General features: G+C 67.6%; 31 protein-coding genes. 13 read left to right on the top strand and 18 right to left on the bottom strand.

The features are described 5' to 3' along the window. Window positions 1–19 precede the first annotated feature (19 nt). Window positions 20–361 (top strand): DUF1491 family protein, encoded by a 342-nt coding sequence (locus tag P2PM1_RS25125; protein WP_186389999.1) that lies wholly within the window; start codon window positions 20–22, stop codon window positions 359–361. A gap of 110 nt (window positions 362–471) precedes the next feature. Beyond that, on the top strand, window positions 472–738 hold the full coding sequence (locus tag P2PM1_RS25120; protein ID WP_186400983.1) for a hypothetical protein: 267 nt from the start codon (window positions 472–474) through the stop codon (window positions 736–738). 18 nt (window positions 739–756) lie between these two features. Here P2PM1_RS25120 and P2PM1_RS25115 read toward each other — a convergent pair whose 3' ends face one another. The 3 genes from P2PM1_RS25115 to P2PM1_RS25105 form a co-directional block, all read right to left on the bottom strand. Then, window positions 757–2,475: an iron ABC transporter permease gene (locus P2PM1_RS25115; RefSeq protein WP_208985421.1), complete on the bottom strand. Its 1,719-nt coding sequence runs from the start codon at window positions 2,473–2,475 to the stop codon at window positions 757–759. A gap of 7 nt (window positions 2,476–2,482) precedes the next feature. Continuing rightward, a complete protein-coding gene (locus tag P2PM1_RS25110; protein WP_371515153.1) occupies window positions 2,483–3,460 on the bottom strand; it encodes an ABC transporter substrate-binding protein in 978 nt (325 codons plus the stop codon). A gap of 132 nt (window positions 3,461–3,592) precedes the next feature. After that, entirely contained in the window at window positions 3,593–4,771 is a 1,179-nt protein-coding gene (locus tag P2PM1_RS25105) for a DUF2336 domain-containing protein (RefSeq protein WP_186400982.1), read from the bottom strand. 317 nt (window positions 4,772–5,088) lie between these two features. Here P2PM1_RS25105 and P2PM1_RS25100 point away from each other — a divergent pair, with 317 nt between their 5' ends. The 3 genes from P2PM1_RS25100 to P2PM1_RS25090 all read left to right on the top strand — a co-directional run bounded on the left by P2PM1_RS25100 (window position 5,089) and on the right by P2PM1_RS25090 (window position 7,435). Beyond that, window positions 5,089–5,313: a hypothetical protein gene (locus tag P2PM1_RS25100; RefSeq protein WP_186390003.1), complete on the top strand. Its 225-nt coding sequence runs from the start codon at window positions 5,089–5,091 to the stop codon at window positions 5,311–5,313. Window positions 5,314–5,434: 121 nt separating this feature from the next. Then, window positions 5,435–6,256 carry a hypothetical protein gene (locus P2PM1_RS25095; RefSeq protein ID WP_208985420.1) on the top strand — a complete coding sequence of 274 codons (822 nt, stop codon included), beginning with the start codon at window positions 5,435–5,437 and terminating at the stop codon, window positions 6,254–6,256. Window positions 6,257–6,382: 126 nt separating this feature from the next. Continuing rightward, window positions 6,383–7,435 (top strand): ABC transporter ATP-binding protein, encoded by a 1,053-nt coding sequence (locus tag P2PM1_RS25090; protein WP_186400981.1) that lies wholly within the window; start codon window positions 6,383–6,385, stop codon window positions 7,433–7,435. 184 nt (window positions 7,436–7,619) lie between these two features. Here P2PM1_RS25090 and P2PM1_RS25085 read toward each other — a convergent pair whose 3' ends face one another. The 8 genes from P2PM1_RS25085 to P2PM1_RS25050 all read right to left on the bottom strand — a co-directional run bounded on the left by P2PM1_RS25085 (window position 7,620) and on the right by P2PM1_RS25050 (window position 14,359). After that, on the bottom strand, window positions 7,620–8,036 hold the full coding sequence (locus P2PM1_RS25085; protein WP_186390005.1) for a MucR family transcriptional regulator: 417 nt from the start codon (window positions 8,034–8,036) through the stop codon (window positions 7,620–7,622). A 350-nt stretch (window positions 8,037–8,386) separates the two neighbouring features. Further along, on the bottom strand, window positions 8,387–8,722 hold the full coding sequence (gene mnhG, locus P2PM1_RS25080) for a monovalent cation/H(+) antiporter subunit G (RefSeq protein ID WP_186390006.1): 336 nt from the start codon (window positions 8,720–8,722) through the stop codon (window positions 8,387–8,389). Beyond that, a complete protein-coding gene (locus P2PM1_RS25075; RefSeq protein ID WP_186400980.1) occupies window positions 8,719–9,120 on the bottom strand; it encodes a cation:proton antiporter in 402 nt (133 codons plus the stop codon). Before P2PM1_RS25075 ends, mnhG begins: the two co-directional genes overlap by 4 nt. After that, window positions 9,117–9,593: a Na+/H+ antiporter subunit E gene (locus tag P2PM1_RS25070; RefSeq protein ID WP_186400979.1), complete on the bottom strand. Its 477-nt coding sequence runs from the start codon at window positions 9,591–9,593 to the stop codon at window positions 9,117–9,119. The genes P2PM1_RS25075 and P2PM1_RS25070 overlap by 4 nt, the downstream gene beginning before the upstream one ends. After that, complete coding sequence (locus P2PM1_RS25065; protein ID WP_186400978.1) at window positions 9,590–11,173, bottom strand: Na+/H+ antiporter subunit D; 1,584 nt, start codon at window positions 11,171–11,173, stop codon at window positions 9,590–9,592. Before P2PM1_RS25065 ends, P2PM1_RS25070 begins: the two co-directional genes overlap by 4 nt. A 2-nt stretch (window positions 11,174–11,175) precedes the next feature. Next, complete coding sequence (locus P2PM1_RS25060) at window positions 11,176–11,553, bottom strand: Na+/H+ antiporter subunit C (protein ID WP_186390010.1); 378 nt, start codon at window positions 11,551–11,553, stop codon at window positions 11,176–11,178. Beyond that, window positions 11,553–11,972: a Na+/H+ antiporter subunit B gene (locus P2PM1_RS25055; RefSeq protein WP_186390011.1), complete on the bottom strand. Its 420-nt coding sequence runs from the start codon at window positions 11,970–11,972 to the stop codon at window positions 11,553–11,555. Before P2PM1_RS25055 ends, P2PM1_RS25060 begins: the two co-directional genes overlap by 1 nt. Next, window positions 11,969–14,359 (bottom strand): putative monovalent cation/H+ antiporter subunit A, encoded by a 2,391-nt coding sequence (locus P2PM1_RS25050; protein ID WP_186400977.1) that lies wholly within the window; start codon window positions 14,357–14,359, stop codon window positions 11,969–11,971. Before P2PM1_RS25050 ends, P2PM1_RS25055 begins: the two co-directional genes overlap by 4 nt. A 236-nt stretch (window positions 14,360–14,595) precedes the next feature. On the opposite strand from P2PM1_RS25050, the gene msrB reads away from it, so the two are divergent. Continuing rightward, the gene (gene msrB / locus P2PM1_RS25045; RefSeq protein ID WP_186400976.1) at window positions 14,596–15,006 is read left to right on the top strand and encodes a peptide-methionine (R)-S-oxide reductase MsrB; all 411 of its coding nucleotides are present in this window, start codon (window positions 14,596–14,598) and stop codon (window positions 15,004–15,006) included. Window positions 15,007–15,123: 117 nt separating this feature from the next. Here the strand turns inward: msrB and P2PM1_RS25040 are convergent, their stop codons facing one another. Beyond that, the gene (locus P2PM1_RS25040; RefSeq protein WP_186400975.1) at window positions 15,124–16,959 is read right to left on the bottom strand and encodes a hypothetical protein; all 1,836 of its coding nucleotides are present in this window, start codon (window positions 16,957–16,959) and stop codon (window positions 15,124–15,126) included. Window positions 16,960–17,157: 198 nt separating this feature from the next. Then, complete coding sequence (locus P2PM1_RS25035) at window positions 17,158–17,778, bottom strand: cupin domain-containing protein (protein ID WP_208985419.1); 621 nt, start codon at window positions 17,776–17,778, stop codon at window positions 17,158–17,160. Window positions 17,779–18,083: 305 nt separating this feature from the next. Between P2PM1_RS25035 and P2PM1_RS25030 the strand changes: the two genes are divergently transcribed. The 4 genes from P2PM1_RS25030 (at window position 18,084) to P2PM1_RS25015 (ending at window position 21,563) form a co-directional block, all read left to right on the top strand. Then, window positions 18,084–18,821, top strand: coding sequence for an ABC transporter substrate-binding protein (locus tag P2PM1_RS25030; RefSeq protein ID WP_186390015.1), 738 nt, complete (start codon window positions 18,084–18,086; stop codon window positions 18,819–18,821). 80 nt (window positions 18,822–18,901) lie between these two features. Then, entirely contained in the window at window positions 18,902–19,558 is a 657-nt protein-coding gene (locus P2PM1_RS25025) for an amino acid ABC transporter permease (protein WP_186390016.1), read from the top strand. Further along, window positions 19,555–20,286 (top strand): amino acid ABC transporter ATP-binding protein, encoded by a 732-nt coding sequence (locus tag P2PM1_RS25020; RefSeq protein ID WP_186390017.1) that lies wholly within the window; start codon window positions 19,555–19,557, stop codon window positions 20,284–20,286. The genes P2PM1_RS25025 and P2PM1_RS25020 overlap by 4 nt, the downstream gene beginning before the upstream one ends. Before the next feature lie 11 nt (window positions 20,287–20,297). Then, window positions 20,298–21,563 (top strand): FAD-binding oxidoreductase, encoded by a 1,266-nt coding sequence (locus P2PM1_RS25015; protein WP_186400974.1) that lies wholly within the window; start codon window positions 20,298–20,300, stop codon window positions 21,561–21,563. Window positions 21,564–21,582: 19 nt separating this feature from the next. On the opposite strand, the gene P2PM1_RS25010 is transcribed toward P2PM1_RS25015, so the two are convergent. Further along, complete coding sequence (locus P2PM1_RS25010) at window positions 21,583–22,404, bottom strand: alpha/beta fold hydrolase (RefSeq protein ID WP_186400973.1); 822 nt, start codon at window positions 22,402–22,404, stop codon at window positions 21,583–21,585. 65 nt (window positions 22,405–22,469) lie between these two features. Here P2PM1_RS25010 and P2PM1_RS25005 point away from each other — a divergent pair, with 65 nt between their 5' ends. Next, complete coding sequence (locus P2PM1_RS25005) at window positions 22,470–22,808, top strand: helix-turn-helix transcriptional regulator (protein ID WP_186394188.1); 339 nt, start codon at window positions 22,470–22,472, stop codon at window positions 22,806–22,808. 33 nt (window positions 22,809–22,841) lie between these two features. On the opposite strand, the gene P2PM1_RS25000 is transcribed toward P2PM1_RS25005, so the two are convergent. Next, the gene (locus P2PM1_RS25000) at window positions 22,842–23,252 is read right to left on the bottom strand and encodes a helix-turn-helix domain-containing protein (protein WP_186400997.1); all 411 of its coding nucleotides are present in this window, start codon (window positions 23,250–23,252) and stop codon (window positions 22,842–22,844) included. A 180-nt stretch (window positions 23,253–23,432) separates the two neighbouring features. Between P2PM1_RS25000 and P2PM1_RS24995 the strand changes: the two genes are divergently transcribed. Further along, complete coding sequence (locus P2PM1_RS24995; protein ID WP_186400972.1) at window positions 23,433–24,299, top strand: NAD(P)H-binding protein; 867 nt, start codon at window positions 23,433–23,435, stop codon at window positions 24,297–24,299. 61 nt (window positions 24,300–24,360) lie between these two features. On the opposite strand, the gene P2PM1_RS24990 is transcribed toward P2PM1_RS24995, so the two are convergent. Both P2PM1_RS24990 and P2PM1_RS24985 read right to left on the bottom strand, forming a co-directional pair. Then, window positions 24,361–24,756, bottom strand: a complete 396-nt coding sequence (locus P2PM1_RS24990; protein ID WP_186400971.1) for a carboxymuconolactone decarboxylase family protein — start codon at window positions 24,754–24,756, stop codon at window positions 24,361–24,363. Then, the gene (locus tag P2PM1_RS24985; RefSeq protein WP_186400970.1) at window positions 24,753–25,190 is read right to left on the bottom strand and encodes a MerR family transcriptional regulator; all 438 of its coding nucleotides are present in this window, start codon (window positions 25,188–25,190) and stop codon (window positions 24,753–24,755) included. Before P2PM1_RS24985 ends, P2PM1_RS24990 begins: the two co-directional genes overlap by 4 nt. Window positions 25,191–25,413: 223 nt before the next feature. Here P2PM1_RS24985 and P2PM1_RS24980 point away from each other — a divergent pair, with 223 nt between their 5' ends. Next, window positions 25,414–25,713 carry a SelT/SelW/SelH family protein gene (locus P2PM1_RS24980; protein WP_186400969.1) on the top strand — a complete coding sequence of 100 codons (300 nt, stop codon included), beginning with the start codon at window positions 25,414–25,416 and terminating at the stop codon, window positions 25,711–25,713. A gap of 51 nt (window positions 25,714–25,764) precedes the next feature. On the opposite strand, the gene P2PM1_RS24975 is transcribed toward P2PM1_RS24980, so the two are convergent. Beyond that, window positions 25,765–26,067, bottom strand: a complete 303-nt coding sequence (locus tag P2PM1_RS24975; RefSeq protein WP_186400996.1) for a carboxymuconolactone decarboxylase family protein — start codon at window positions 26,065–26,067, stop codon at window positions 25,765–25,767. Window positions 26,068–26,106: the final 39 nt, after the last annotated feature.

Here is a 26,106-nt window from a genome sequence, read left to right as displayed (position 1 = left end):
CCCGCGCGAAAGGATCGCCATGCGACTGACTTCCGGCTTCTGGGTCTCCGCCCTGATCCGACGCTGCTTCGGCGAGAACGCCTACGCCGGTGTCGTCTCGAAGGGCGCCGAGGAAGCCGGCGCCATCTACCTGGTGGTCGACCGGCGCGACGGCACCTGCGACCTCTACGGCCCTGCCCCGCAAAGCCTGTTCATGGACGCCCCCGTCGGCGACCGGCTGTTCGAGCGCCTCGCCGAGCGCGCCGAACGGGAGAGCGTCGAGGCCCGGCTCGCCTCCGAGCGGCGGATGGACCCGGACATCTGGGTCGTCGAGATCGAGGACCGCGAGGGCCGCACCTTCTGGGACGTCGCTTCCGATTGAGCGCCGATCCCTTGCCGCCGATCCCTTGCTGCCGATCCCTGGCCGCTGGCCTCTATCCCCGCCCCTGCCTGCCCGCCGCATACTGCTTGCGACGGACGGGAGCGAGGCCGATGGGGAAGAAGTATACGGGCAGCAGCGGTGACGGGGATAAGCCGTTTTCGGACCTCCAGGCGCGGGTGAGCGCGCGGCTCGGCATGCCGGCGGGGATATCTCCCACCGACGGGATCCGCTGGCTGGAGCGCGCGGCGGCCCAGGAGCGGCAGCTCGGCCTTGCCCGCTCCTGGGCGCACGATCCCAACCGGCTGCTGGCCCTGCGGCAGGCCCTGGCCTTGAGCGCCGCGGCAGCCCGCCAGCACGGGAACGGTGCCCGGCCGTGAGACCCACGCTCGGCGCGGTCAGTCCTTCCAGGGGATGGCGCCGGCCGGCACATGGCGGGCGAGCGCATTGACCGCCAGCATCACCAGCACCGTCGCCGCCACGGTGACGCTCGACATGGCGGCGGCAAGCGTCGTGTAGCCGCCGTCCTCGTAATTGAAGATCGTCGTGCCGATGGTCTCGTTGCCCGCCGACCACAGCAGCGCGGACACCGTCACCTCGTTGTAGGAGGTGAGGAAGACGAGGATAGCGCCGGAGGCCGCCGCCGGCGCGACCAGCGGGGCATGCACCCGGTAGAGCCGGCGGAAGAAGCCCGCCCCCGACACCCGCGCGGCATCGTCGAGGCTGGCATCCACCTGCATATAGGCGGCCATCACCGCGTTGAGGCCGATGGCGAGGAACACCGCCACATAGGCGACGAGGATGATCGCCATGGTGCCGTAGAGGCTGACGCCGAGCACCGGCAGCGGGCGCAGGAACATCAGGATGAAGGCGATCGACATGACGAGGCCGGGCACCGCATAGGCGACGTCCGCCTGGGCGGCGGCAAGGCCGGCGATCCGGCGTGCCGCGCCCCGGCGCATGGCGAGGAAATAGCCGAGCAGGATCGACAGGGCGGCGATCAGCAGGGCGGCAAGCGCGGCCGCCGCCGTGGAATTGGCGAAGGCGCGCAGCGTCACCGCCTGGCGGAACAGGATCTCGGCATAGTTCTCCAGCGTCAGGCTGCTTGCGACCAGCGGCAGGCCGTAGGTGCGCATCAATGACGTGGCGAACAGCGACAGCGCCGGCAGCAGCAAGGTGGCGGCGAGCAGCAGCCAGACCGTCGCCTCAACCGGCAGCCGGGCGCGGCCGAGATCGACGGCCAGCGGCTGTTGCGGCAGGCCGACCAGCGCGTTGCGCAGGCGCCGCTGCAGCAGCACCTGGATGCCGACAAGGCCGAGGGTAACGATGGCGAGCAGGATCGAGATCAGCGCCACGTCGCCGAGCACCGAGGGGCCGTAGCCGGCGAGCCGGCGCCAGATCAGCACCGGCAGGGTGGTGTAGCGCGCCGGAATGCCGATCAGCGCATTGATGCCGAAATTGCCGAGCGCGCTGACGAAGGCGAGCACGAAGCCGGCCAGCAGCGAGGGCGCCAGCAGCGGCAGGGTGATGCGCCACAGCAGGCGCGGCGCGCGGGCACCGGAGACGCGGGCGGCATCGCTGAGCTCGCGCGGGAAGGCGCGCAGGCCCGCCCGCACCACCAGGAAGACGATGGGCATGTGCTGGAACGAGAGCAGCGCGACGAGGCCGGTCAGCGAGTAGACCGGATGCGGCGCGCCGGCCGCCGAGGCCAGTCCCAGCGCCTGCAGCACCGGGGATGCCGGCCCCAGCGCCTGGCTCCAGGCGATCGCCGTCACATGCGGCGGGATCATCATCGGCAGCAGGATAAGGAAGACCAGCGGCGCCTTGGCCCGCACATTGGTGAGGCCGAGGGCCAGCGCCAGCACGGTGCCGAGCGCCGTGGCAAGGCAGGCGGACAGGAAGCTGCTTTCCAGCGAATTCCACAGCGCCCGCTGGACGGAGCGCGAGGCGAGCGTGTCGGCAAGGGGGCCGAGCGACAGTCCGCCGCCCTCCCCGGTCAGGCCGATGGCGAAGAGCAGCGCCAGCGGCACGCCGCACAGCAGCGTGACCAGAAAGGCGACGGCGGCGAGGGAGAGCCCCTCGCCGCCGGCGATCGCGAAGGCGGACGGACTGCGCAAATCCCGGTTACCCGCCGAAGATCTCTTCGAACTTCATCTTGTTGGCGGCGTCGCCCTCGAGCGCGGCGGCCGGATCGAAGTCGAGCAGCTTGATCTTGTCGCGGGCCGGGAAGCCTTCCGGAGCGGGCACGCCCGGATGCGCCGGCAGGTAGCCCTGCGAGGCGGCAAGGGCCTGGCCCTCTTCCGAGATCAGGAAGTCGACGAAGGCCTTGGCGGCCTCGACATTCTTCGCGGTCTTGAGGATCGCGACCGGCTCGGTGACGGCGGAGACGCCCTCCTGCGGGAAGACGAAAGCCACCGGCGCGCCTTCCGCCGCGCCGCGGATCGCCATGAAGTCGACCAGGAAGCCATAGAGCTTCTCGCCGCCGGCAACCGCCTTGTAGACGCCGCCATTGGCGCCCTGGGCGAGCGCGCCCTGCTCGGCGAGCCCCTCGTAGAAGGCCCAGCCGAGGTCCGGATGGCTGGTCACCGAGACCATGTGGATGGTCGCCGCGCCCGAGGTCAGCGGCGACGGCATGACGAAGCTGTCCTTCGCCTCCGGCTTCAACAGGTCCTTGTAGGACGCCGGCACCATCGCGGCGCCGGTGTTGTAGACGATGCCGGTGGTGATCAGCTTGGTGGAGAAATAGGTGCGGTCGGCATCCATGATCGCCGGATCGTAGGCCGAAACGTCGGCGCCCTCATGCGCCAGCAGCCGGCCTTCCTTCTTCAGGCTTTCCATCGTCACCGTGTCGGCGATCAGCAGCAGGTCCGGCTGCGGGTCGCCGGCGGCGAATTCGGCCTCGAGCTTGGCCATCACCTTGGGCGTGCCGTCGCGCACCCACTCGACCTCGACGCCCGGATGCTTCGCCTTGAAGGCGTCGACGGTCTGCTGCGCGTCGGCATTGGGCTGCGAGGTGTAGAGCACCAGCTTGCCGGACAGGTCGGCGAAGGCGGGCGTTGCGAGCGAAACCGTCAGAACGGCCGCGAGCAGCTTGGTCTTGATCATGCGAAACCCCGTGACTGGCGTGAGCATCCCGTTCGACGAAACGGGCGAACACGGGCCATAGCAGGCGCATGTAACAGTTTCTTGTGCGCCGGCCCACAGGCTCGGGATTATTGCAAGGCTCGCCGGGCGTCAGCCGGCATCGCGGCGCGAGGGGGCGGTGGCGGCAGAGGACGGCGGGGCGACCGACCGTCCGCCCTGGCCGTCGTGGCGCTCCGCATGGGAGAGACCGCCATAGGGCGAGGCGAGGCCGGCGGCGCGGGCCCGGCCGAGGACGGCGCGCGGCGCCTCCTCGCGGGTGTCGGCAAGCTGCGCCAGGGCGGCGGCGGGTCCGGCGCACAGCCCCTCCATCACCAGCATCGCGGCGCGCGGCGTCACCCGGTCATGCAGGGCAATGAGGCCGCGCAGGTGCTCCAGCGGGGCAGTCTGGCCGAGCACCCGCACCAGGACGCGGCCGCTTTCGCTGTCGCCGGTGCCGAGCGCCCTGAGCGCCAGCACCAGGGCTTCGCCGCCCGGATCGTCGACGATGCGCGCGGCGGTCTCCGCCGGCAGCGCCAGCGCATGGGCAAGACGCGCCGCGAAGACGGCAACGCCGCCGGAGAGCGCCGCCGCGACCAGGGCCTCCAGCACGGCGGGCTTGAAGGCGACGTTGAGCAGCCTGGGGTCGCCCCGGCGGGCCAGTTCGGCGAGTGCCCGCGCCTCGGCGGCGGCGATCGCCTCCATGCGGCCCGTGCGATCGAGATCGAGGAACAGGGCGAAGAGCAGCGGCGCCGGCAGGGCATGGCGGCGGGCAAGGTCGGCGGCGAGCGCCCGCAGCATCTCCTCGCGTTCCGACAAGAGCTCCAGCACCCGGTCGCCGGGAGGGCAGTCGGGGCGGGCCAGCAGCACTTTCAGCGTCGAAAGGTCCGCATGGCGCAGCAGCACATGAGCCACGGGTTCGGGCATCTGCGAGCGCGCGGCGATGGCCCGGTGCACGGCGGCATCGCCGCTGGCGGCGCGGGCGATCAGATCCGGTTCGGACAGGGCGCCCTCGCCCGCGAGCGCGGCGGCGGCGATGCCGCTGTCGGGATCGGCGGCAAGCAGGCTGAGACACTCCTGCGGCGCCGCCGGGGCGGCGGCGAGCAGCCGGGCGATGACGAGCCGCTGGCTCGCCGGCGTATCGGGCAGGAGTTGGCGGAAGAGCTCGGCGAAGATGCGCCGTTCGGAGACGTCGTGCCCCTCGCGCGCGACATAGAGCTCGGTGGCGGCGAGCAGCAGCCCGGCCTTGCGGGCATCGCCCGGCTCCATTGCCAGATCGAGGACGCCGTCCATCGGACGATGGTGCGCGCGGCGACGGTCGTCCGCGCTCTCGGAAAGAGCCGCGCCGGGAGGCGGAGACTTGCTGGAAACGTCGAAGGATCTGGACACGGGCCGTGACTGCCTGCGCTACGCATCTACACGTGCCCGCCGCTGGATTTCGCCGAAGTGAACCTACCGGAAGCGGACTGCGTAAAACTGCCAGAAAAGCGTTAGCGAGTTGTTAACCCTGACTCGTTCCTACTCACCTTACGGCAGTTGGTACAGCGTGACCTGCCAGGGGTCTGGGGCCGGCGCGCCACCGCGCACCGGGTTGGCTCACGGAGGGTGCTATGGGCACCGTGCTGAACTTTCATTGCGGCTATCGGCCGGGACGTCCCATCCGTCGCGGCCTGCCGCGCGGCCGGACCGGGCCGGCCGAAATCGTCATCTTCCCCGGCGTGCGGATCGAACGTCGCGACGGCGCCGGAACGCTTGATCTCGGCGCGCGAATCGGGCGCAAACAGGATAGCCTTGGGCATCCGGGTCTGGAGCGCGATCCCGGCAAGGCTCACTGAGCCGGACCACCCGCCCCAACACGGGGCGCGGGGGGCTCGACGGGAAAGAGCGAAGGTGACGATCCGCCGTCCGACAGCGCATGCGACCCTGGCCGAACGGCCTCCGGTCGCGGGGCGTCCGATGATCAAACACCGCGCGGGACGCGCTCTCGCGGGCGTGCTTCTGGTTGCCTGCACCGGGCTGACGCTCGCCGCCTGCCAGCGGCCGACCGGAGATTTCGGGCGCGCCGCACCTTCGGTGATCCACGACCGGCTGATGCCGGAGGCCGGGGCGGAACTCGCCGTGTCGCGCGGCGAGCCGATGTCGCGCTTCAACCTCACCGATGACGAACGCGAGATGCGCGATCGCGGCTGGACGCTGATCCGCCCACCGGCCAGCGAAGACTGGATCGAGGGCACGCGCGTCGAACTGATCCGCACCCGCATCCTGCCGGAGACCGCCAGCAAGCTCGACCCCGACCGCTACTACTCCTATCTCCGCTCCGACCGCTACCGCTCCAGCGAGGTGCGCTACGACAAGGTGGCCGCCGATGCCCGCGCCGACGCGGCCCTCGTTCCGCCGTTCTGCGAGGTGGCGACGCGGGTGATGAAGGCGGACGTGGAGCGGCTGCGCGCCCTCGGCCGGCGCGACATCTCCACCAAGGAGGAACTGGCCGGCGCCCAGGCGCGCGTTTGGGAGAACCGGCGCTATGTCGACTGGGCGAGCCAGGCGCTGCGCTACCGCCTCGTCTCCTATCGCACCGCCATCGACGCGCTGGAGATCGAAACGCCGTCCCATTCCAAGGTGTGGGACGCCAATGTCGCCTGGAAGAAGCTCGCCGCCGAGGTGGTGCTGCTGGAAAAGGGCTGCGAGGCGATCAACCGCTATGGCCAGGAGGCGGAGGCGCGGCGCTCGCGCATCTATTCCAACTGGGGCACGGAACGGCCGGCACCGAAGAAGTGAGCCGGCGGATCCGCTGTCATGCGATCCTCACACAGTCATGCGAAGGGGCTCGGTTGCGGGCGGCTCCCGCACCGCCGCGCCCCTCGTCAGGCCGCTTTCCCGATCCGAACACAGAACCGGAGTCCCATGTCGGTTTCCCTTCGCGCGCTGACCAAGCGCTTCGGCCAGCAGACGGCCGTCCGCGACATCTCGCTGGACGTGGAGGCGGGCAGCTTCTTCGCCATTCTCGGCCCCTCCGGCTGCGGCAAATCGACCTTGCTGCGGCTGATCGCCGGACTGGAGACGCCGGACGGAGGCGAGATCGCCATCGGCGGCGAGACGGTCGCCTCCCGCTCCCGCCATGTGCCGCCGGAAGCGCGCAATGTCGGCGTCGTGTTCCAGTCCTATGCGCTGTGGCCGCATATGAGCGTGCGCGACAACGTCGCCTTTCCGGTCGAAAGCGCCGGCCTTGCCGCCAGCGACCGCAAGCAACGGGTCGAGGGCAGCCTCGACAAGGTGGGGCTCTCGGCCTTCGCGGCGCGCAAGCCCGCCTCGCTGTCGGGCGGCCAGCGCCAGCGCGTCGCCCTCGCCCGCTGCCTTGCCCAGCAGGCCGGCACCATCCTGATGGACGAGCCGCTCGCCAATCTCGACCCGCATCTGCGCCAGTCGATGGAGGAGGAGCTTGCGCTGTTTCATCGCCAGACCGGGGCGACGACGCTCTACATCACCCACGACCAGCGCGAGGCCATGGCGCTGGCCGACCGCATCGCCATCCTGTGGGAGGGGCGCCTGCTGCAGGCAGCGAGCCCCGAGACGGTCTATCTGCGCCCGGCGAGCGAATCGGTGGCGCGCTTCATCGGCCGCTCGGCGCTGACCCGCGTCGAGGTGGAGACGGTGGAGGCCGGATCGGCCCGGGTGCGCGCCGGCGCCCACGCTCTCGAGGTTCGCGCCGCGCCGCAGGCGCGCGCCGGCGCGGGCACGGTGATGCTGCGGCCCGAAGACGTCGAGATTGCCGGAGACGATGGCGCGCCGCGCGCAAGGGTGCTGCATGCGAGCTATCGCGGCGGTTTCTTCGAGGCGACGGCGACCCTTGCCGGCATCGACGAGCCGCTGGTGCTGCACCTTGCCCGCAGGGTGGCGCCCGGCGAGGAGGTGCCGGTGCGTCTCGCCGGCGGCTGGCTGCTGCCGCAGGACGGCTGAGCCCCAATCGCCGGGCTACGGTCGTCGGGCTAAAGTCGCCGGCCGGCACGCGCCCCCTTCAAAAGGGGCAAGCCCCTCAAAAGCAAAGACCGCCGCGGAGGGATCCGCGGCGGTCTTGCTTTATGGCCGAAATCTCAAGGTCGACGTTCCGGCCCTACAGCCGCGCCAGACCTTTCGGCAGGGCTTAGCGGCCGCGCTTGCGCTGCTGGCCGAGGCCCATCTTCTTGGCCAGTTCCGAACGGGCCGCCGCGTAGTTGGGCGCGACCATCGGATAGTCGCTCGGCAGGCCCCACTTCTCGCGGTACTCTTCCGGCGACATGTCGTAATGGGTGCGCAGGTGCCGCTTGAGCGACTTGAACTTCTTTCCGTCCTCAAGGCAGATGATGTAGTCGGGCGTCACCGACTTCTTCACCGGAACGGCCGGACGCAGCGGCTCCGGCTCGGGCTCGACGGTCGAGCCGCTGGTCCGCTGGAGCGCATTGTAAACCTCGTTGATCAGACCGGCGAGGTCGGACGAGGCAACGGTGTTGTTGGACACATAGGCCGAGACGATTTCGGCGGTCAGGTCGATGAGATTGTCGTCGGCGACCGTATCAGTCATTATTCCACCCATCAGTTTATTCGGAACTTTTGCGAAATAGACCGACAAAAGTACGGTCAGACAAGCTCAGCGTACTGTTTCGTTACTGACGCGAGGCAATATCTGACTACGATTCTGCCGACCGAAAGCCATGTGTGTCGTATATATCGACAAAAAGGCAATCACAAGAGAAATTTTTGAATGAAACCCATGTAGCCAGATCGCGTTGCCAATCGATTGCCAAGGACGAACTAGATTTCGCAAAAACAAGAAAAGCAGATTGCGAATAAAAAGGCGAAATCAGGGCAGTTTCCCGGCCCGCCGCGAACCCGCACCCGCACAGCGGCGCGGACGCGCGGCGGCTTCGCCGTTCAGGTGTCGCGCTTGCCCATCTCGTCGATATGGGTATCGGAGCAGGGCCGGTAGCCGACTTCGTAGGACGCCTTGGCCAGAAGATGCGCGGCGACGGGCGCCGTCAGCAGGAAGAACACCACGCCTGCGAGCGCCCGCGTCAGCACGTCCACCTCGCCGGTATGGACCGCCAGGGCGATCAGCATGAGGCCCGAGCCGAGCGTGCCGGCCTTCGATCCGGCATGCATCCGCATGTAGACGTCCTTCAGCCGCAACAGGCCGAGCGTGGCGATCAGCGAGAAGGCCGACCCGATCACGAGGACCAGACCGACGGCAATTTCGAGAAACGGGGTCATCGTGCGCCCTCCCCTTGCGGTCCGGCAGAGCCGGCGACATTCGCTTTCGACCGCCCTTCGCGCAGTTCGGTCTCGCGGATCTCGTCGACGATCGTCGGATCGCGGGCAAGGCCGCGGTTGAGCACGAAACGGGCGAAGGCGACCGTCGCGAGGAACCCGACAAGGCCGAGCGCGATGGCGATGTCGACATAAAGGAAATAGTCGGTCTGCACGCCGATGGCGGCGATATAGCCGATGCCCACCGCCACCAGCATGTCGAGCGCGACAACCCGGTCCGGAAGGGTCGGCCCCCTGACGATGCGCAACACGATCAGCACGAAAGCCACCGTCAGCACGGCGAGCGAGATGTTGACACACACGTCCAGGAAAGCGGACGAGAATTCGGCAAGGCCGCTCATCGGAAGGCCTCCAGGATCTTGCGTTCGAAGCTGTTCTTGATGTCGTCGATGGTCGCCTGCTTGTCCGGCACGTCGATGCAGTGGATGTAGAGCGTGCTGCGGTCGTCGGACACGTCGACGGACAGGGTGCCCGGCGTCAGCGTGATCAGATTGGCGAGCATGGTGATCTCGAAATCCCGGTCGACGGTGAGCGGATAGGCAATGATGCCGGGCTTCAGTTCGATCTTCGGCCGCAGGACGATGGAGGCGACCCTCACCGCCGACAGCACCAGTTCGTAGACGAATGTCATCGCCAGGACGAAAATCAGCCAGAACCGCCGCAGATAGCGATCGGACCCGGTCTGCTCGCGGATGAGGTAGAGCGCCATCGTGCCCAGCAGGAAGCCGAACAGCAGGTTGACTTCGGCAAAGCTGCCGGTGACCGCGCCCCAGGCAAGCGCCAGAAGGATGTTGATGAGGAAAAGGCCGGTCATTGGACGGTATCTCCGAAGACGGACCGCAGGTAGCCGAGCGGCTCGACAAGGGTCAAGGCACCGCGCTGCGCCACCTGCATCATGAACTCGGGCTGCAGGCCGATCAGCACCACCAGGCCGAGCAGCAGGCCGATGGGAAGCCAGACGCCGGGGCCGCGCACCTCGTCCGGGACGACAAGGGTCGCGGTCAACTGGCCGTCGGCGGTGCCTTCCGCGCCGCCGCGCCAGAACGCGTAGATCCAGACGCGGCCGACCGCGATGGTGGTCAGCAAGCCGGTGAGCAGGATGGCGCCGGCGATCCAGCCATGGCCGTCCTGCAGGGCCGCGTCGACCAGCAGCACCTTCGGCCAGAACCCGGAGAACGGCGGCAGGCCCGACACGGCGAAAGCCAGCATCAGGAAGACGGCGGCGAGCACCGGGCTCGCCCGGTAAAGGCCGCCGAGTTCGCGCATCGAATAGGAGCCGCCGAGCGCCCGCATGACGCCCGCCGCCATGTAGAGCGCCGTCATCACGAGGATCGAATGAACCGCGTAGAAGATCGCTCCGGCCATGGCCGGCGCGGTGCCGATGGCAAGGCCGGCCAGCATCGAGCCGATGCCGGAGATGACGAGAAAGCCGAGCAGGCGGCGCAGGTCCGTCTGGGCCAGCGCGCCGATCACGCCGGTCAGCATCGTCGCAATGGCGACGACGGCGATCAGGTCGGACAGCATCAGCCTTGCATCCGGCAGCAGCACGCCGAAGATCCGCAGCAGGGCATAGACGCCGACCTTGGTCAGCAGGCCGGCGAAGAGGGCCGCCACGACGATCCGCGGCGTATGGTAGGAGGCCGGCAGCCAGAAATTGACCGGGAAGGCCGCGGCCTTCATGGCGAAGGCCAGGAAATACAGCACCGCCACGGTCATCAGCGGCCCCTCGAAGCCGCCCGCCGCCGCCTTGCGCGCGATGTCGGCCATGTTCAGCGTGCCGAGGATGCCATAGAGCAGGCCGGTGGCGATCAGGAACAGGGTCGTGGCGACGATGTTGAGCAGGGCGTATTTCACCGCACCGTCGAGCTGCGCGCGCTCGTTGCCGAGCACCAGCATGCCGAAGGACGAGATCAGCAGAACCTCGAACCAGACATAGAGGTTGAAGATGTCGCCGGTCAGGAAGGCGCCGCAAACGCCGGTCATCAGCAACAGCAGGAACGGATAGAAGCCGTAGCGGCGGCCGGACTTGTCGATATCGTTGATGCCGAAGACGGCCGCGGCGAGCGCCACGATCGACGACACCAGTGCCAGCGTCGCCCCCATGGCATCGACCGTGAACGCAATGCCGAAAGGCGGCAGCCAGTTGCCGGCGACCATGGTCAGCACGCCCTTGTCGAGCACGCGGGCAAGCAGGCCGGCGCAGGACAGGACCAGCAGCGTCAGGAAGATGATCGCCACCTTCGGCTGCGCGTCGGTGTTCTTGCGCGTCATCAGGCAGATCGCACCGCCGAGGATGGTGATCAGCAGCGGCGCCACAATCAGCCAGTCGCCCGGCGGCACCGCATCCATCCGCATGGCCTGCGAGAGATCAACGGGGTAGTCGGAAGCGGCCATGCTCAGTATCCCTGCGGCGGGGCGGTTTCACCGGTGGGCTCGGCAACGCGCATTTCGACGACATTGTCGGTGCCCAGTTCCTGATAGGCGCGGTAGGCCAGCACCAGCAGGAAGGCGAAGAAGGAGAAGGAAATGACGATCGCCGTCAGGATCAGCGCCTGCGGCAGCGGGTTGGCGATCGTCACGTCCGGCACCTGCAGCGCTGCCGGAATGACCGGCGGCACCTCTCGCAGCAGCCGGCCGGAGGTGAAGATCAGCAGGTTCACCGCATTGCCGAAAATGGCGACGCCGAGCAGCACGCGCACCAACTGGCGCGACATCAGCAGATAGACGGCGACCGAGAAGAACAGGCCGATCAGAATGGCAAAGGCGGGTTCCATCAGTCGCTCTCCCGCTCTTCCAGGCCAAGCGCGATCGAGGTGATGGCCCCGACCACGACGAGATAGACGCCGATGTCGAAGAACAGCGGCGTCGACAACGGCACCTCGACACCAAGCATATGCACATACCACCACTGGCTGGTCATGAAGGGCTGGCCGGTGAACAGCGAGGGCAGGCCCGACACGCCGCCGAGGAACAGGCCGGCGGCGGCGATGCTCATCGGATGGAAGGTGATGGCCCGGCGCACCGCGGCAACGCCGCAGCCGATGCCGTAGATGGCGAAGGCGGAGGCGGCGATCAGCCCGCCGATGAAACCGCCGCCCGGTTCGTTATGGCCGCGCAGCAGCACGAAGATCGAGAAAAGCACCATCAGCGCGGCCAGATAGGGGGCGATGGTGCGGAAGATGACCGTTCTCACAGGCGTGCCTCCCCGCTCTTCTGCAGCGCCTCGTCACCGGCGGCGCGGTCGAACGCCTCCTCCCTGGCATGTTTCGGCCGCACCCGGATCAGCGCCAGCACGCAGAGGCCGGCGAGCATGACCACGGCGATCTCGCCGAAGGTGTCGAAGCCGCGGAAGTCGACGAGGATCACGTTCACGATGTTGCGCCCATGGGCGATGGTGCGGCTGTAGGTCTCGAAGAAGTCCGACAGCGACCGGTCGAAGGGCAGTTCGGTGACGCGCATCAGCAGCGCCGCCAGCCCGACGCCGACGCCGAGCGCGATGGTGCCCTGCACCACGCGCGGCAGCAGCGGACGGTGGTCGCGCGGGCGCAGGTTGAGGCGCGTCATCACCAGCGCCAGGATCACCACCGACAGGGTCTCGACCATGAACTGGGTGAAGGACAGGTCGGGGGCGCCGAACAGCATGAAGATGACCGCGACGGCAAAGCCCTGGATACCGAGCGAGACGATGGCGGTCAGGCGGGTCTTGGCGATCAGGACGGCGATGAGACCGCTGACGGCGATCGCCAGGATGCCCCATTCGTAGAACCGCAGGTCCGGCACCGGCACGGCCGAGGGCCAGTTGCCGGTGAGCGTCAGCGGCACCAGGAGCGCCAGCGCCGTGACCAGGAAGGTCAGCGTCATATAGACGTCCAGCCGGCCGCCCTGGACCAGCCGGGTGAAGCTGCCGGAGAACGAGACGAGGCCGGCGATGACCTGGTCGAAGCCCTTGTCCGGCCCCCAGCCGATGGCCGCGAGCAGGCGCTGCATCTGCGCCCGCAGGACATCGAGCTTGAGATAGAGGACAATGCCCAGCGCGACGGTGATCAGCGACAGGATGAGGGCCGCGCCGATATAGCCGGGCACGAGATGGACATCGACCACGGTCGCGGTGCCGAGCACCGAAGAGACCACCGGCGAGATGAAGTAGACGCCGGTCGCATGGGCCATCACGGCCGCCGCGAGGCCGGCGAGCGAGAGGGCAACCGGCCCGGCATAGAGCAGCACCGGCCCCTCATGCGCGTGCTTCGGCGTCTCGACCTTCGGCCCGAGGAAGGGCTTCAGCGCCACCGCAGCGGCGATCACCAGCATCAGCGCATTGCCGATCACCGCGACGGCGGTGATCGTCAGGTGGGCGCCCGACGCCCCCCAGATGCCGTCATAGAGATATTCCTTGGCGATGAAGCCGACAAAGGGCGGCAGGCCCGACATCGACAGGGCGGCAAGGCAGGCGGCGGCGAAGGTGATCGGCATCGCCCCGCGCAGGCCGCCGAGCCTGGTCACGTCGCGTGTGCCGGCCTCGTGATCGATGGTGCCGGCGACCATGAACAGCGCGCCCTTGAACAGCGAGTGGGCGAGCAGATAGAGCACCGCGCCCTCGATCGCCTTGTCCCAGCTCGTGCCGGTCAGCATCACCAGCAGGCCGAGCGAGGCGACCGTGGTGTAGGCGAGCATCAGCTTCAGGTCGGTCTGGCGCACGGCGAGCAGCGTGCCGACCAGCAGCGTGATGCCGCCGAAGATCGGCAGGATCGTCGTCCACAGCGCCGTGTCGCCGAGCACCGGATGCATGCGCATCAGCAGGTAGACGCCGGCCTTGACCATGGTCGCGGAGTGCAGGAAGGCGGAGACCGGGGTCGGCGCCTCCATCGCGTTCGGCAGCCAGAAATGGAACGGGAACTGCGCCGACTTGGTGAAGGCGCCGCCCAGCACCAGCAGCAGCACCAGCGGATAGAGCGCCTGTTCGCGCAGGATGTCGCCGCCGGCGAGCAGCGTCGCCATGTCGGTCACGCCGGTCAGCGCGATGATCATCAGGAAGCCGGCGAGCAGCAGCAGCCCGCCGCCGCCGGTCACCACCAGCGCCTGTAGCGCGGCACGGCGCGAGGCGGCGCGCAGGTGATCGAAGCCGATCAGCAGGAACGAGGTGATCGAGGTCAGTTCCCAGAAGATGAACAGCGTGATCAGGTCGTTGCCGAGCACCAGGCCGAGCATCGCGCCCATGAACAGGAACAGGAAGGAGAGGAACCGCCCCTGGTGCGGATGGCCCTTCAGATAGCCGCCGGCATAGAGGATGATGAAGGTGCCGATGCCGGAAATGAGCAGCGCGAACAGCGTCGACAGGCCGTCGACATAGAAGGAGAAGCTGACCCCGTAGGCCGGCACCCAGTCCACCGCCGGCGCAAAACTGGCGCCGCCTGCGACCTCAGGCACGAGCCCTGCGAAGAACAGGAAGATCGCGGCCGGCACGAGGGCGAGCGGCCAGGCGGCATTGGCTCCAAACAGCCGCGTCGCGAAGGGGGCGATCGCCGCCGCGGCAAAGGGAGCGAGGACGGCGGCAAAGGTCGCCTCGGGGCCTGTGATCGACATGTGCCTCCTCAAAAAGATGAAACGAACCGGACAGCCGGGCGATCTGACGAATCAGCCCACCCTACGGAGTGTTCATGAAGATTTGCCTCACATATAACCAGCACAACAGGCCGGGCAAGCGATTTAGGGCCGGCGCGTGACAGTTTTCGCCATCGCCCGCCAAGCCTATTGTCGCAGAGGCCACAGGTTCCTATTTCTGGCAGTCGGAGTTGTCACTTCACCACCGGAGTGCGGACATGACGAACGCGGACCAGCACAAGAAACTCATGAAGAGCGACGAGGAATGGCGCGCCGAACTGACGCCGGAGCAGTTCCATGTCTTGCGCCGGGCCGGCACGGAGCGCCCGTTCTCCGGCCCCTATTGGAACGTCTTTCGCGGCGGCCTCTATTCCTGCGCCGGCTGCGGCACGCCGCTGTTCCGCTCCGATACCAAGTTCGATGCCGGTTGCGGCTGGCCGAGCTTCTTCGAGCCGGTGACGCCGGATGCGGTGAGCGAGCACGAGGACCGCTCGCATTTCATGGTGCGCACGGAGGTGCGCTGCGGCACCTGCGAGGGGCATCTCGGCCATGTCTTCCCGGACGGCCCGCCGCCGACCGGCCTGCGCTATTGCATGAACGGCACGGCGCTCACCTTCGAGGAAGAGTGAGGGCAGCCCCTGGCCCTGGAGCATTTCCGGTTTCCCCCGAGCCACGGACATGCTCTATCCCTTTGTTTTTACGCAATTCCGGACGGAAAACCGGTTCCCACTTTTCCTGGAATTGCTCTAGTCATCGCGGCGGATGATGCCGGTGACCGCACCGGCGAAGATCGCCGCGACGATCCAGCCGAGGATCACGAACACCTTCTGGGCATGGTGGGCGAACCAGCCCAACCAGCCGCGTGCGGGCGACGGCGCCCAGGCCGCCTCCTGCCCGATTTCGACCAGCGGCAACACCACATCGACGGCATAGAACAGGGCGTTGAAGCTCTCGTAGTCGCGACCAGGCCCCGTCGCGGAGGACCAGATCGCAGCGGCGTTGATGTCGAGACCGTCCGGCGCATTGGCGATCTCCGTCCAGCCCTCCGACACCAGCACGACATCCGAGTTCGGCGCGAAATCGCCGGCGTTCCAGGTGGCGAAGGACAGGCCGGCCATCACCGCGACCATGGCAAGCAGCGTCCAGATGCTGCGCATGGGAGCATGGCCATAGCCGGCGACGAGATTGAACAGCGCGTTGCGAAGCTGCAGCAAAGCCCCTGCCGTGCGCGCAACCGTGTTGGCCGCGAGCAACCGGTTGCGGAAATCGAGCCGGGCCAGCTCTCGTTCATAGGCGCTGGTGCCGGGTTCGAGCGGACGGTCCTTGTGGCGCAGATTGAAGGCCGGCGCCAGCGTGCGGGAAAGTGCCGCGGCTCCGTGAGCAGGCTGTTCGATCACCTCCAAAGCGGTTTGCGAGCGCTCGCGACTCAAACGCCGCACGTCGCGCCGATAGTGGATCTCCCGCCGCCGCCAGCTTCGGGCGGCCCGGCGCCGCTCCCGCTCCATGGCGATGAGCACCGCCTGCGCCTCGGCCCGATGGCCGCTGCCGCGCAGCACCTTGGCGAGTTGCTGATACGGCTGGGGGTGAAAGACGCCGTTGGGTTTCGCGCCCTTGCGCAGCCAGGCGAGGCGCATCTCCTCGTCGAGCGGGCCGTGGAGGTTGTCATAGGTCAGGCCGACAAGACGAAGAGAGTCCACCTTCTCCCAGCTCTCGAGGTCATCGACCAGGTCCGAGACATGAGCCGAGACGAGATCGACCGCGCCTGTCACCGAACCCACGCCGCGCCAGAAAAAGCCCCGCTCCACGCGCAAACGCTGTGCGTTCAGTGCCTTGCCACCACGGCCGACGAGCTTTGCGCCCTCGCAAGAAAGCTGACCACCGATGCGAGCACCGCAAAAGCTCACCTCCCCCTTTGAGGTCAAACCGTTAAGAAACACGTCGTCTGCGATCTGCGCGCCTTGCGCGTTCAGCGCCATGCCGCCGCCGCCGTCGAGCGTGGCGACGTCGCAGCCGAGTTGACCGCCGATGCGAGCGCCGGAAAAGCTCACCTCCCCCTTTGAGGTCAAACCGCTAAGAAACACATCACTCGTGATTCGCGAGCCTTGCGCGTTGAGCGCCTTGCCATCGCCGCCAACGAGCTTTGCGCCCTCGCAGGCGAGCTGACCGCCGATGGTTGCACCAGCGAGCAGGACTGACGCTGACGTCTCGACCCCGTCAAGCCACACGTCGCCCGTGACCTGGCAACCGTTAGCCGACAAGCCCTTCAGCCGGCTCCCCTCGAGATCAAGCCTTTGTAGAGCGGCCTGATCGGCCTCAATTCCGTCCGGAAACCCACAATTCCTGAGCACTGTCGCACCGCGCGCGGTGGCGAAGGCGAGATCGAGATTGCCGTCGATCCAGGCCCCCTTGACCTGGACGCCACGCTCATGGGTGCGGAAGGCCTCGCAGCCGCCGAGGATGAGATAGCGCAGCAGGTCGGCGCGGATCGTCCGCTCGGGCGAGGCATAGTCGGGCCGGGTGCCGTCGCCCAGCACGACCGGCTCGCCGCTCCGGCATTCGGCGAGAAGCTGTTCCTCGGCCAAGGTCAACTCACCGGCCCGGCGCCTCTCTTCAATCTGCGAATAGCTGCGGAGGGGCACCATCGGATCCGGTCAATATCTGCCTGAAATGCAACCGGAAGAATAGCAGTCCGGGCCGCCGCCACAAGCCGGGAAAGGGCGCGGCAGCGCAGGTCGGGGAGCGGGGCCGGGCGCAGGGAATGGAGAGCGGGCGCCCTCCCCTCACCAGACCGGCGGGGGGGTGATCCAGAGAATGCGGGTCCTGCCGTTCGCGATGTTGCGGAACTTGTGCGGCAGCGTGCTCTCGAAATAGAACGAGTCGCCCTCCGCCAGCCGGTAGACCGCGCCGTCGACATAGAGCTCCAGCCGCCCCTCCAGGACGACGCCGCATTCCTCGCCCTCATGATTGTAAGGGTCCTCGCCCGACCCGCCGTCAACCTCCAGCGCGATCTCCATCACCTGCAAGGCGCCCTCGTTGCGCGCGGTGAGGAATTCCTTGACCATGCCGCGGTCGCCGAAATCGGCGCGGCGGCGCTGGTTGACGCGCACGATCCGGCGGCTCTCCTGCTCGAGCGCCGCCTCGGCATCGCCGAACAGCGCGTGCACGGGGATGTCCAGCGCGCTGCAGACGGCGCGCAGGGCCCGGATCGACGGCGAGGAGATGCCGCGCTCGATCTGGCTGAGCAGACCGACCGAGACATTGGCCGCCTCCGCGACACGCTGCAGGGACAGGCCGCGCGCCTGCCGCGCCCGCCGCACCGCCAGGCCCAAGGTGCGATCGTCGTCCGTCGTTTCATCGCCGATCTCGGCGATCCCGGGACCCGGCGATCCGGAATTCATCATACGCTCAAACGCCTCCAGGTTCACCTTGGTGAAAAAATCCGAATCCCTCACCAGATCGGCAGATCATGCGGTTTCGACCGGAAGTTTAAGCTGTATCAGCCGTATGGGCAATTCAAAACCTCCGCGCTGCGGCCTTCCAGAGAGCCAAATTCACGACAGTGAACAATTTCAGCAGACTCCGATTGAAACCTTGTTCGTTTTCATTATGGTGAAAAGTCGGATAGCCGAGCGGATATCCGCCCCATCGACGCCCGTCCGCCCGCGCGGCATGCGGCCGATGCAGCCAAACACCAGAGGAAACCGCTATGATAAAGAAGCTTGCAGCCACGCTGATCCTGTCGGTCGGACTGACCCTGCCGTCGCTCGCCAAGGACCTCACCGTCGGCGTGACCACGACCGGCGTGCCCTTCACCTTCGTCGACACCGCCACCCAGAAGCCGACCGGCGCCATGGTCGACATCGCCGAGGCCATCGCCGCCGAGGCCGGCCTGACCGTCAAGTTCGAGCTTTCCGCCTTCTCCGCGCTCATCCCGGCGCTGACGACGGGCAAGATCGACCTGATCTCGGCCGGCATGTTCGCCTCCGAAAAGCGCATGGAAGTCGTGGACTTCTCGACCGGCGTCTACACCTATGGCGACGCCATGTTCGTCGCTGCCGCGGACGACACCGCCTACACGCTCGACATGCTGAAGGGCGAGACCGTCGGCGCGCAGGTCGGCACCGTCTTCGCCGACAAGCTGAACAGCCTCGGCATCTTCAGCGAGGTGAAACAGTACGACTCCCTCGCCGACATCATGCGCGAGGTGAAGCTCGGCCGCATCAAGGCCGGCTTCGGCGACAAGCCGATCATCGCCTACCAGATCGCCCAGAACCCGGACTTCGGCGTGCGCCTCGTCGAGGGTTACACGCCGATGAGCGAGGGAACGGTCGCGCTGGCGGTGGCCAAGGACAATCCCGAGCTGCTGGAGACGGTCAACGCCGCCCTCGCGAAGATGTCGGACAGCGGCGAGCTCGCCAAGATCTTCGCCAAATACGGCCTCTGAGACGGCCCAAGCCTTCCGATAGGGGGTGAACCGGCCGCCGGCTCACCCCACCTCGCTTTCCGTCACAGGCAGGCCCTTCGATGAACAAGTTCCTCTCTCAGTCCGCCGAGTACCTTCCCTTCCTCCTGTCCGGCGTCTGGCTGACGATCGCCGTCACCGTGCTGTCGCTGACGCTGGCGACCGGGCTCGGCCTGTTCTGGGCGCTGTGCCGGACATCGGGGATCCGGGCGCTGGCAACGCCGGTGCGCCTGCTTGTGGAGTTCATCCGCGGCATCCCGATCCTCGTCATCCTGTTCTACATCTATTTCGTGATGCCCGAGGTCGGCCTCGATCTCACCGCCTTCCAGGCCGGCGTCATCGGTCTTGCCCTGACCTATTCCTGCTATATCGGCGAGACGTTCCGCGCCGGCATCGAGGCGGTTGACCGGGGCCAGGTCGAAGCGGCCAAATCGATCGGCATGCGCCAGGGCCTGATGATGCGCCGGGTGGTGCTGCCGCAGGCCTTCCGCATCGTCGTCCCGCCCTACACCAACAACATCGTGATGCTGCTGAAGGACTCCTCGCAGGTGTCCGTCATCTCGGTCGCCGAACTCACCATGCAGGGCAAGATGCTGGCCTCCTCCACCTTCAACAACCTGACGGTCTTCACGCTGGTCGCCCTGCTCTACCTGTGCCTGACGCTGCCGCTGAACTTCGTCATGCGCCGGGTGGAAGTGGCAATGGGGAAAGCCCGATGATCACCTTCGAGAACGTTCACAAGGCCTATGGCTCCCACGAGGTGCTGAAGGGCATCGACGCCGAGATCGGCAAGGGCAAGGTGGTGTGTCTGATCGGCCCCTCCGGCTCGGGCAAGTCCACCCTGCTTCGCTGCGTCAACGGGCTGGAGACCTACCAGCAGGGCCGCATCGCCATCAACGGCGAGCAGGTCGACGCGACCAGCTCGACGATCCACGCGATCCGCACCAGGGTTTCGATGGTGTTCCAGCGGTTCAACCTGTTTCCCCATCGCACCGCGCTGGAAAACGTCATGGAAGGACCGATCCACGTGCTGCGCGAGGATCGCCAAGTGGCGCGGCAACGCGCCGAGGACCTGCTGACGCGGGTGGGCCTGGCCGAGAAGATCGACGCCTATCCGGCCTCCCTGTCGGGCGGCCAGCAGCAGCGCGTGGCGATTGCCCGGGCGCTGGCCATGCGGCCGGAGGCGATCCTCTTCGACGAGCCGACCTCCGCCCTCGATCCGGAAATGGTGGGCGAGGTGCTGCAGGTGATGCGTTCGCTCGCCGAGGAGCACATGACAATGCTCGTCGTCACCCACGAGATCCAGTTCGCGCGCGAGGTCGCCGACAACGTGCTCTTCCTCGACGGCGGGCGCATCGTCGAGCAGGGGCCGGCCGCCGAGGTGCTGCGCAACCCGCAGCATGAACGCACCCAGGACTTCCTGCGCAGGGTCACCCATCCCGTCTGAGGCCGCCGACCATGTCCCACACCATTCCCTCGCTCTGGGCCGCGACCGCCCGCCCGCCGCTGACCCTGCCGCCGCCCGAAGGCGATATGCGGGCCGATGTGGCGATCATCGGCGCCGGCTATACCGGCCTTGCCGCCGCGCTCAGCCTGTCCCGCGGCGGCGCCTCCGTCATCGTGCTCGACACGCAGGCGCCTGGCTTCGGCGCCTCGGGCCGCAATGGCGGCCAGGTCATTCCGGGCATCAAGATCGATCCGGACGAGATCGACGCGGTCTTCGGCGAGGCGACCACCGATTTTGTCGGCAAGACCGCCGAGACGACCCTGGCGCTGATCGAGGCGGAGGGAATCGATTGCGAGGCGAGCCGCGACGGCTGGGTGCAGGGCAGCGTCAAGCGGGCACATCTCGGCCTGCTCGAGCGGCGGGGCAGGCAGTGGCAGACCCGAGGTGCCGATGTCGACCTGCTCACCCGCGACGAGGTCCGCGCCCACACGGGAACGGCGATCTTCGAAGGCGGCTGGCTCGACCGGCGGGCCGGCAGGCTCCACCCGCTGAACTATGCCACGGGCCTTGCGCAGGCCGCGCTCGCGCAAGGGGCGGACATCCGCGTCGGGGCGGCGGCAATCCGGCTGGCGCGGGAGGGACAGGGCTGGCGCGTCAGCCTTGCCAATGGCGCCAGCGTGCTCGCCGGCCAGGTGATCGTCGCGACCAACGGCTACAGCGGGCCGCTGTTTCCCAAGCTGAGGGCAAGCCTCGTTCCGGCGGGAAGCTTCCAGGTCGCGACCGCGCCGCTGCCGGACGCGCTGCTGCAGCGGATCCTGCCTGGACGCTGCGTCGTCTCGGACACCCGCCGCGTTGGCAACTATTTCCGGATCGGGCCGGAAAACCGCTTGATGATGGGCGGGCGCGGCACCTTCTCCGACACCCCGGCGGACGCGGCCTACACCCGGCTGATCGGCAACCTGCACCGGACCTTCCCGGAAACCCGCGGCCTGCCGATCGCCTATCGCTGGACCGGCCGGGTCGCCATGACAGCCGACCACCTGCCGCATGTCCACCAGCCCCTGCCGGGCCTCACCATGGCGGCGGGGTATAACGGGCGCGGCGTGGCGCTTTCCAGCGCACTTGGCACGGCGATCGGCAGCCACCTTCTCGACGGTGCGCAGCCCCTGCCCTTCCGCTTCACGGACATCCGCCCGCTTCCCGCCCACGCCCTGCACCCGATCTATGCGACGCTGGCGATCTGGTACTATCGCCTGCGGGACGCATTGGAGACCTGACGGCGAGGCGCAGGCCCTTTCAGGCGACCGGCACCTGTCGCAGCATCGCCGCGACAATGGCTTCCGGATAGTCCTCCTGCACCAGATGGCCGGCCTCGGGTATCACCACCAGCGGCCGGTCGGAGATGCGTTCGGCAAGGTCGCGGCCCTTTTCCAGCGGGATCCAGTCGTCCTTCTCGCCCCACAGCACCGTGACCGGGCAATCCATCCGGCGATAGAGCCTCTCGATCTCGTCGGTGTAGCGCTGATCCATCTGGGCGATCTGCCGGTAGAAGGCGCGCTGCCCCACGTCGCCCGTCCAGGGGGCGGCATAGACGCGCAGCGCCTCGTCATCGAGCACCCGGGCGGCCGAGGTCTGCAGATAGGCGGTCACGAGGGGCCCGTGCATATAGGCCGGCATGCCGGCGAAGGCCGCCTCATGCTGACGCACATGACGGACGAAGGGCGAGCCCCAGGGCGCCAGCGCCACCGCGTCGAAGATCGTCAGCGACCCATAGGCGAGGCCATCGAGGAAGTGACCGCGCAGCGCCGTCGCGCCGCCGAAGTCATGGGCCAGCACATGTGGCCGCTCCAGTCCCCACTCCCGCAGAAGCGCCGCGAGAACCCGGTTCTGCACGCCGAGCGAGACATCCTGCCCCTCCCGCATCTCCGATTGGCCATAGCCGGCAAGATCGAACCAGTACACCGTCCAGTGCGGCGCCAGATGCGGCACGATCCGTCGCCAGACCTGAGAGGAGAACGGCGTCCCATGGATGGCAACCAGCGGCGGACCATTGCCTGCCCGCCCCCAGCGGATGGCGGATCCGTCGACGACGCTGGTGTACGGCAGGTCGAGAAGCATCCTTCGGCCCTCCCTGGCCTCGTCTTCATATTTACATTTAGCGAAATGACTATATGAATAAGCGCATGAGCGATGCAACCCCTGCCCCGGCAAATGCCCTGCGCGAGGCGCAACTGCGGGCGATTTCCAGCGATGTGCGGATGACGATCCTGCGCCTGCTCCGCGATCCGGCGGAGCATTTCTCCGGACAGGTTTCGGCGGACCCGGTCGCCTTCGGCGTCTGCATGACACTGATTGCCGAAGCTCTCGGGATCGCCCAGCCGACGGCGAGCCGCCATCTCGACCTGTTGCGGCAGGCGGGTTTTCTGACCGTCCGGCGGCAGGGAAAATGGTCCTATTGCCGCCGTGACGAAACCGCGATCCAGGACTTCCTTGCGTGGCTGGGGCAGGACCTCGGCGCATAAGGCGCGCAAGAAAGAACAAGCGCTCCCGTGTCCTTATTCTGCGGCGTCCTGCCTGTCGCGACGATGGCGCATGATCTCAGGCATGCTGATCTCGATCCAGTCGGCAAGGGCGGCAACCCGCTGACCGGCCTCCCGGCCGAGGTCCGTCAGGCTGTATTCCACATGCGGCGGCACCACTGGCCGGGCGTGCCGAATGACCAGGCCGTCGGCCTCCAGCATCTGCAGCGTCTGGGCCAGCATCTTCTCGCTGACCCCGCCAATCCGGCGGCGCAGTTCGGCAAAGCGATGGGTGCCCTGCAGCAGGGCGAGCAAGACCAGCACGCCCCAGCGGCTGGTCACATGCTTCAGCACATCGCGCGAGGGGCAGGCGACGTCAAAAAGCGCGCCGCGTCGCATTCGCTCAGAAAGCGTCTCGACGCTCGGCTCCGCTGCCGCTACCGCCATCGCACCAATCTTCGCAGCATCCCTGTGCATCGCCACCCGTGCCTCGTTCGGCGCCAATGCGCCGGCTCCCTCCCTCTCAAGCTAACCTTTATGTACGTACTTACATTTCGAAAGTACACCCTGCATATGGATGTCATCCGATCCGAAAGATCGTCCCTGTGACCCCACACGGAGTGACCCATGACCAGATTTGCAGTGACCGGTGCCAGCGGCGCCCTTGGCCGCCTCGTCATAGACGAGCTTGCGAAGAGCGAGGCGCCGCAGACGATCCGCGCCCTTGTCCGCTCGCCGGAAAAGGCCGCCGATCTCGCCGCGCGCGGCATCGAGGTGGTGCGCGGCGATTATGATGCCCCGGAAACGCTGGCGGCGGCGCTTGCCGGCGTCGACCGGCTGCTGCTCGTCTCTTCCAGCGAAGTCGGCAAGCGCGCGCCTCAGCACGCGGCGGTGATCGAGGCGGCAAAGGCGGCCGGCGTCAAGCTTCTCGCCTATACCAGCATCCTGCACGCGGACAACTCGCCGATGCTGCTGGCGAACGAGCACAAGGCAACGGAAGCACTGCTTGCCGACTACCCCGGCACGGTCGTGCTGCTGCGCAACGGCTGGTATTTCGAGAATTACTTCGGCGATATCGCTGCCGCTCTCGCCCATGGCGCGGTGGCGGGGGCGTCTGGCGAGGGACAAATTTCGGCCGCCGCGCGGGCGGATTATGCGGCAGCGGCGGCCGCGGTCCTGCGCGATCCGCCGGCCTCCTCGACGACCTATGAGCTGGCCGGCGACAGCGCCTTCACCCGCGCCGAACTGGCCGCCGAGATCGCCCGCCAGAGCGGCAAGCCGGTGAGTTTCGCCAGCATGAGCGAGGCCGATTTCTCTGCGCTGCTGGTTCAGGCCGGACTGCCGGAAGGCTTCGCCGGTGTGGTGGCCGATGCCGATGTGGCGGCGGGGAAGGGCGCGCTCCACGACGACAGCCGCACCCTCTCCCGCTTGACCGGCCGTCCGACGGAAACACTGGCCAGTGCCGTCGCGCGGGCACTTGCAGCGCAAGGGTAAATCCGCCACCGACCGGACCGGCGACGTTCGTCGCCGGTCCGGCTTTCCTCGGCTTGGACGGTCAGCCCGGACCGCCTGGCATCCGCCTCGCCTCGAAGACCTCGCGGGCCGCGTTCAGCCCGTTGATCGCCGCCGGCAGCCCGCCATAGACCGCCATCTGCCAAATCGCCTCGAGGATTTCGGTCTCGCTGGCTCCCGCCGCGAGCGTATGCTCGATGTTCACCTTGAGCTGCGGCGCGGTCTGGCCGCCGAGCACCGTCAGCGCCGCGACCGTGCAGAGCTGGCGCGTCCTGAGGTCGAGCCCCTCCCGCGCATAGTGGCGGCCATAGGCCCATTCGACCAGGCTTTCCGAAAAGCCCGGCAGCAGCGCGTCATAGCGCTCAGCCAGCGCCTCCTCCAGCTCGGGATTGAGCCGGGCGACGATCTGTCTCCCCTTCTCCAGCGCCGCCGGGATCATGCGACCTCCTTCCGGCGACGGGCCGCGCCGCCGCCGATGGCTGCCTCCGCCATCGGCGCGACCGGGTCAGCCACCTCGCCGCTCTCGATCCGGCGGTAGAGCGCCACCTTGTCGTCCAGCAGCGCAAGGGTGTCGGTCAGGCGTCGCAGATCCGCCGCCACCTTGTCGCGATGCTGCTCCAGCATCTCGCGACGCTCGCGCACCGAGGCAACGCCAGGGCGCACGCGCAATTCCGCATAGCGAATCCGCTCGCGCATGCCGAGGCCGGTCGCCTTGAGCCGCTCCAGAAAGCCGAGCCAGCGGAGCGCTGCCGCGTCATAGACGCGCCGGCCGCCGGCATCCCGCAAGGGCGGCGGGACCAGCCCGATCTTCTCGTAGTAGCGCAGCGTATCGACACTGAGGCCGCTGTGCCGCGCGAGTTCACCGATCATCATATGGCTGTCTCCTGTGTCAACGGCTTCGCATCCTGGGAGCTGGAGCGCGCTCCAGGTCAACAGGGTATCTCGATTTTTCCGCTCGGCATCGCAAGGCTTGCTCCGGCGCCGCTCAGGGCGATAATGGCGCCAGCCAGAGCCGGCGGCCGCAGGGACCACCGCACGAGCAAGCGGACCGGACGCGCCCGCCCCTCCCCCATCCCTGACCTTCAGCCGAAAGCCCATGACCGACACGCAAAAGCCCGCCCTGACGATCACCTATTGCCGCCAGTGCAACTGGATGCTGCGCGCCGCCTGGATGGCGCAGGAACTGCTCTCGACCTTCTCAGAGGAGATCGGCTCCGTGACGCTGGTGCCCGGCACCGGCGGCACCTTCACCATCACCTGCGACGGGTCGACCATATGGGACCGCAAGGCGGACGGCGGCTTTCCCGAGGCGAAGGTGCTGAAGGCGCGCGTCCGCGACCTCGTCTGGCCGGACATGAGCCTCGGCCACAATGACGGGCACAAGGGAGAGGGGTGAGCGTGAAACGCTCACCCTAACAAGCCACACGTCAAGATGTCGCCAGGCGGCCTATCCGCCGCGGTCCGCCGCCTGAAAGACCTCCTGTGCTGCATTGAGGCCGTTGATGGAGGCGGGCAGTCCGCCGTAGACGGCCATCTGCCAGATCGCCTCGATGATCTCCGTTCGGCTGGCGCCAGCGGCGATCATATGCTCGATGTTGATCTTGAGTTGCGGGCCCGTCTGGCCGCCCAGAACCGCCAGCGCCGCGACCGTGCTGTGAACCGGCGTGCAAAGCTGGCGCGTCTTCAGATCGAGCTCTCCGCGCGCAGCGGTGCGGGAATAAGCCGATCGTCTCGTAGTGGCGCAGGGTATCGGCTCTCAGGCCGGTCCGCTGCGGCGGGTCGCCTATCA

It is taken from the genome of Stappia sp. P2PMeth1 (genome assembly GCF_900185735.1).
Lineage (GTDB): Bacteria > Pseudomonadota > Alphaproteobacteria > Rhizobiales > Stappiaceae > Stappia.
The sequence above is the reverse complement of the archived record's forward strand: the minus strand, read 5'-3'. Positions and strand labels throughout refer to the sequence as shown.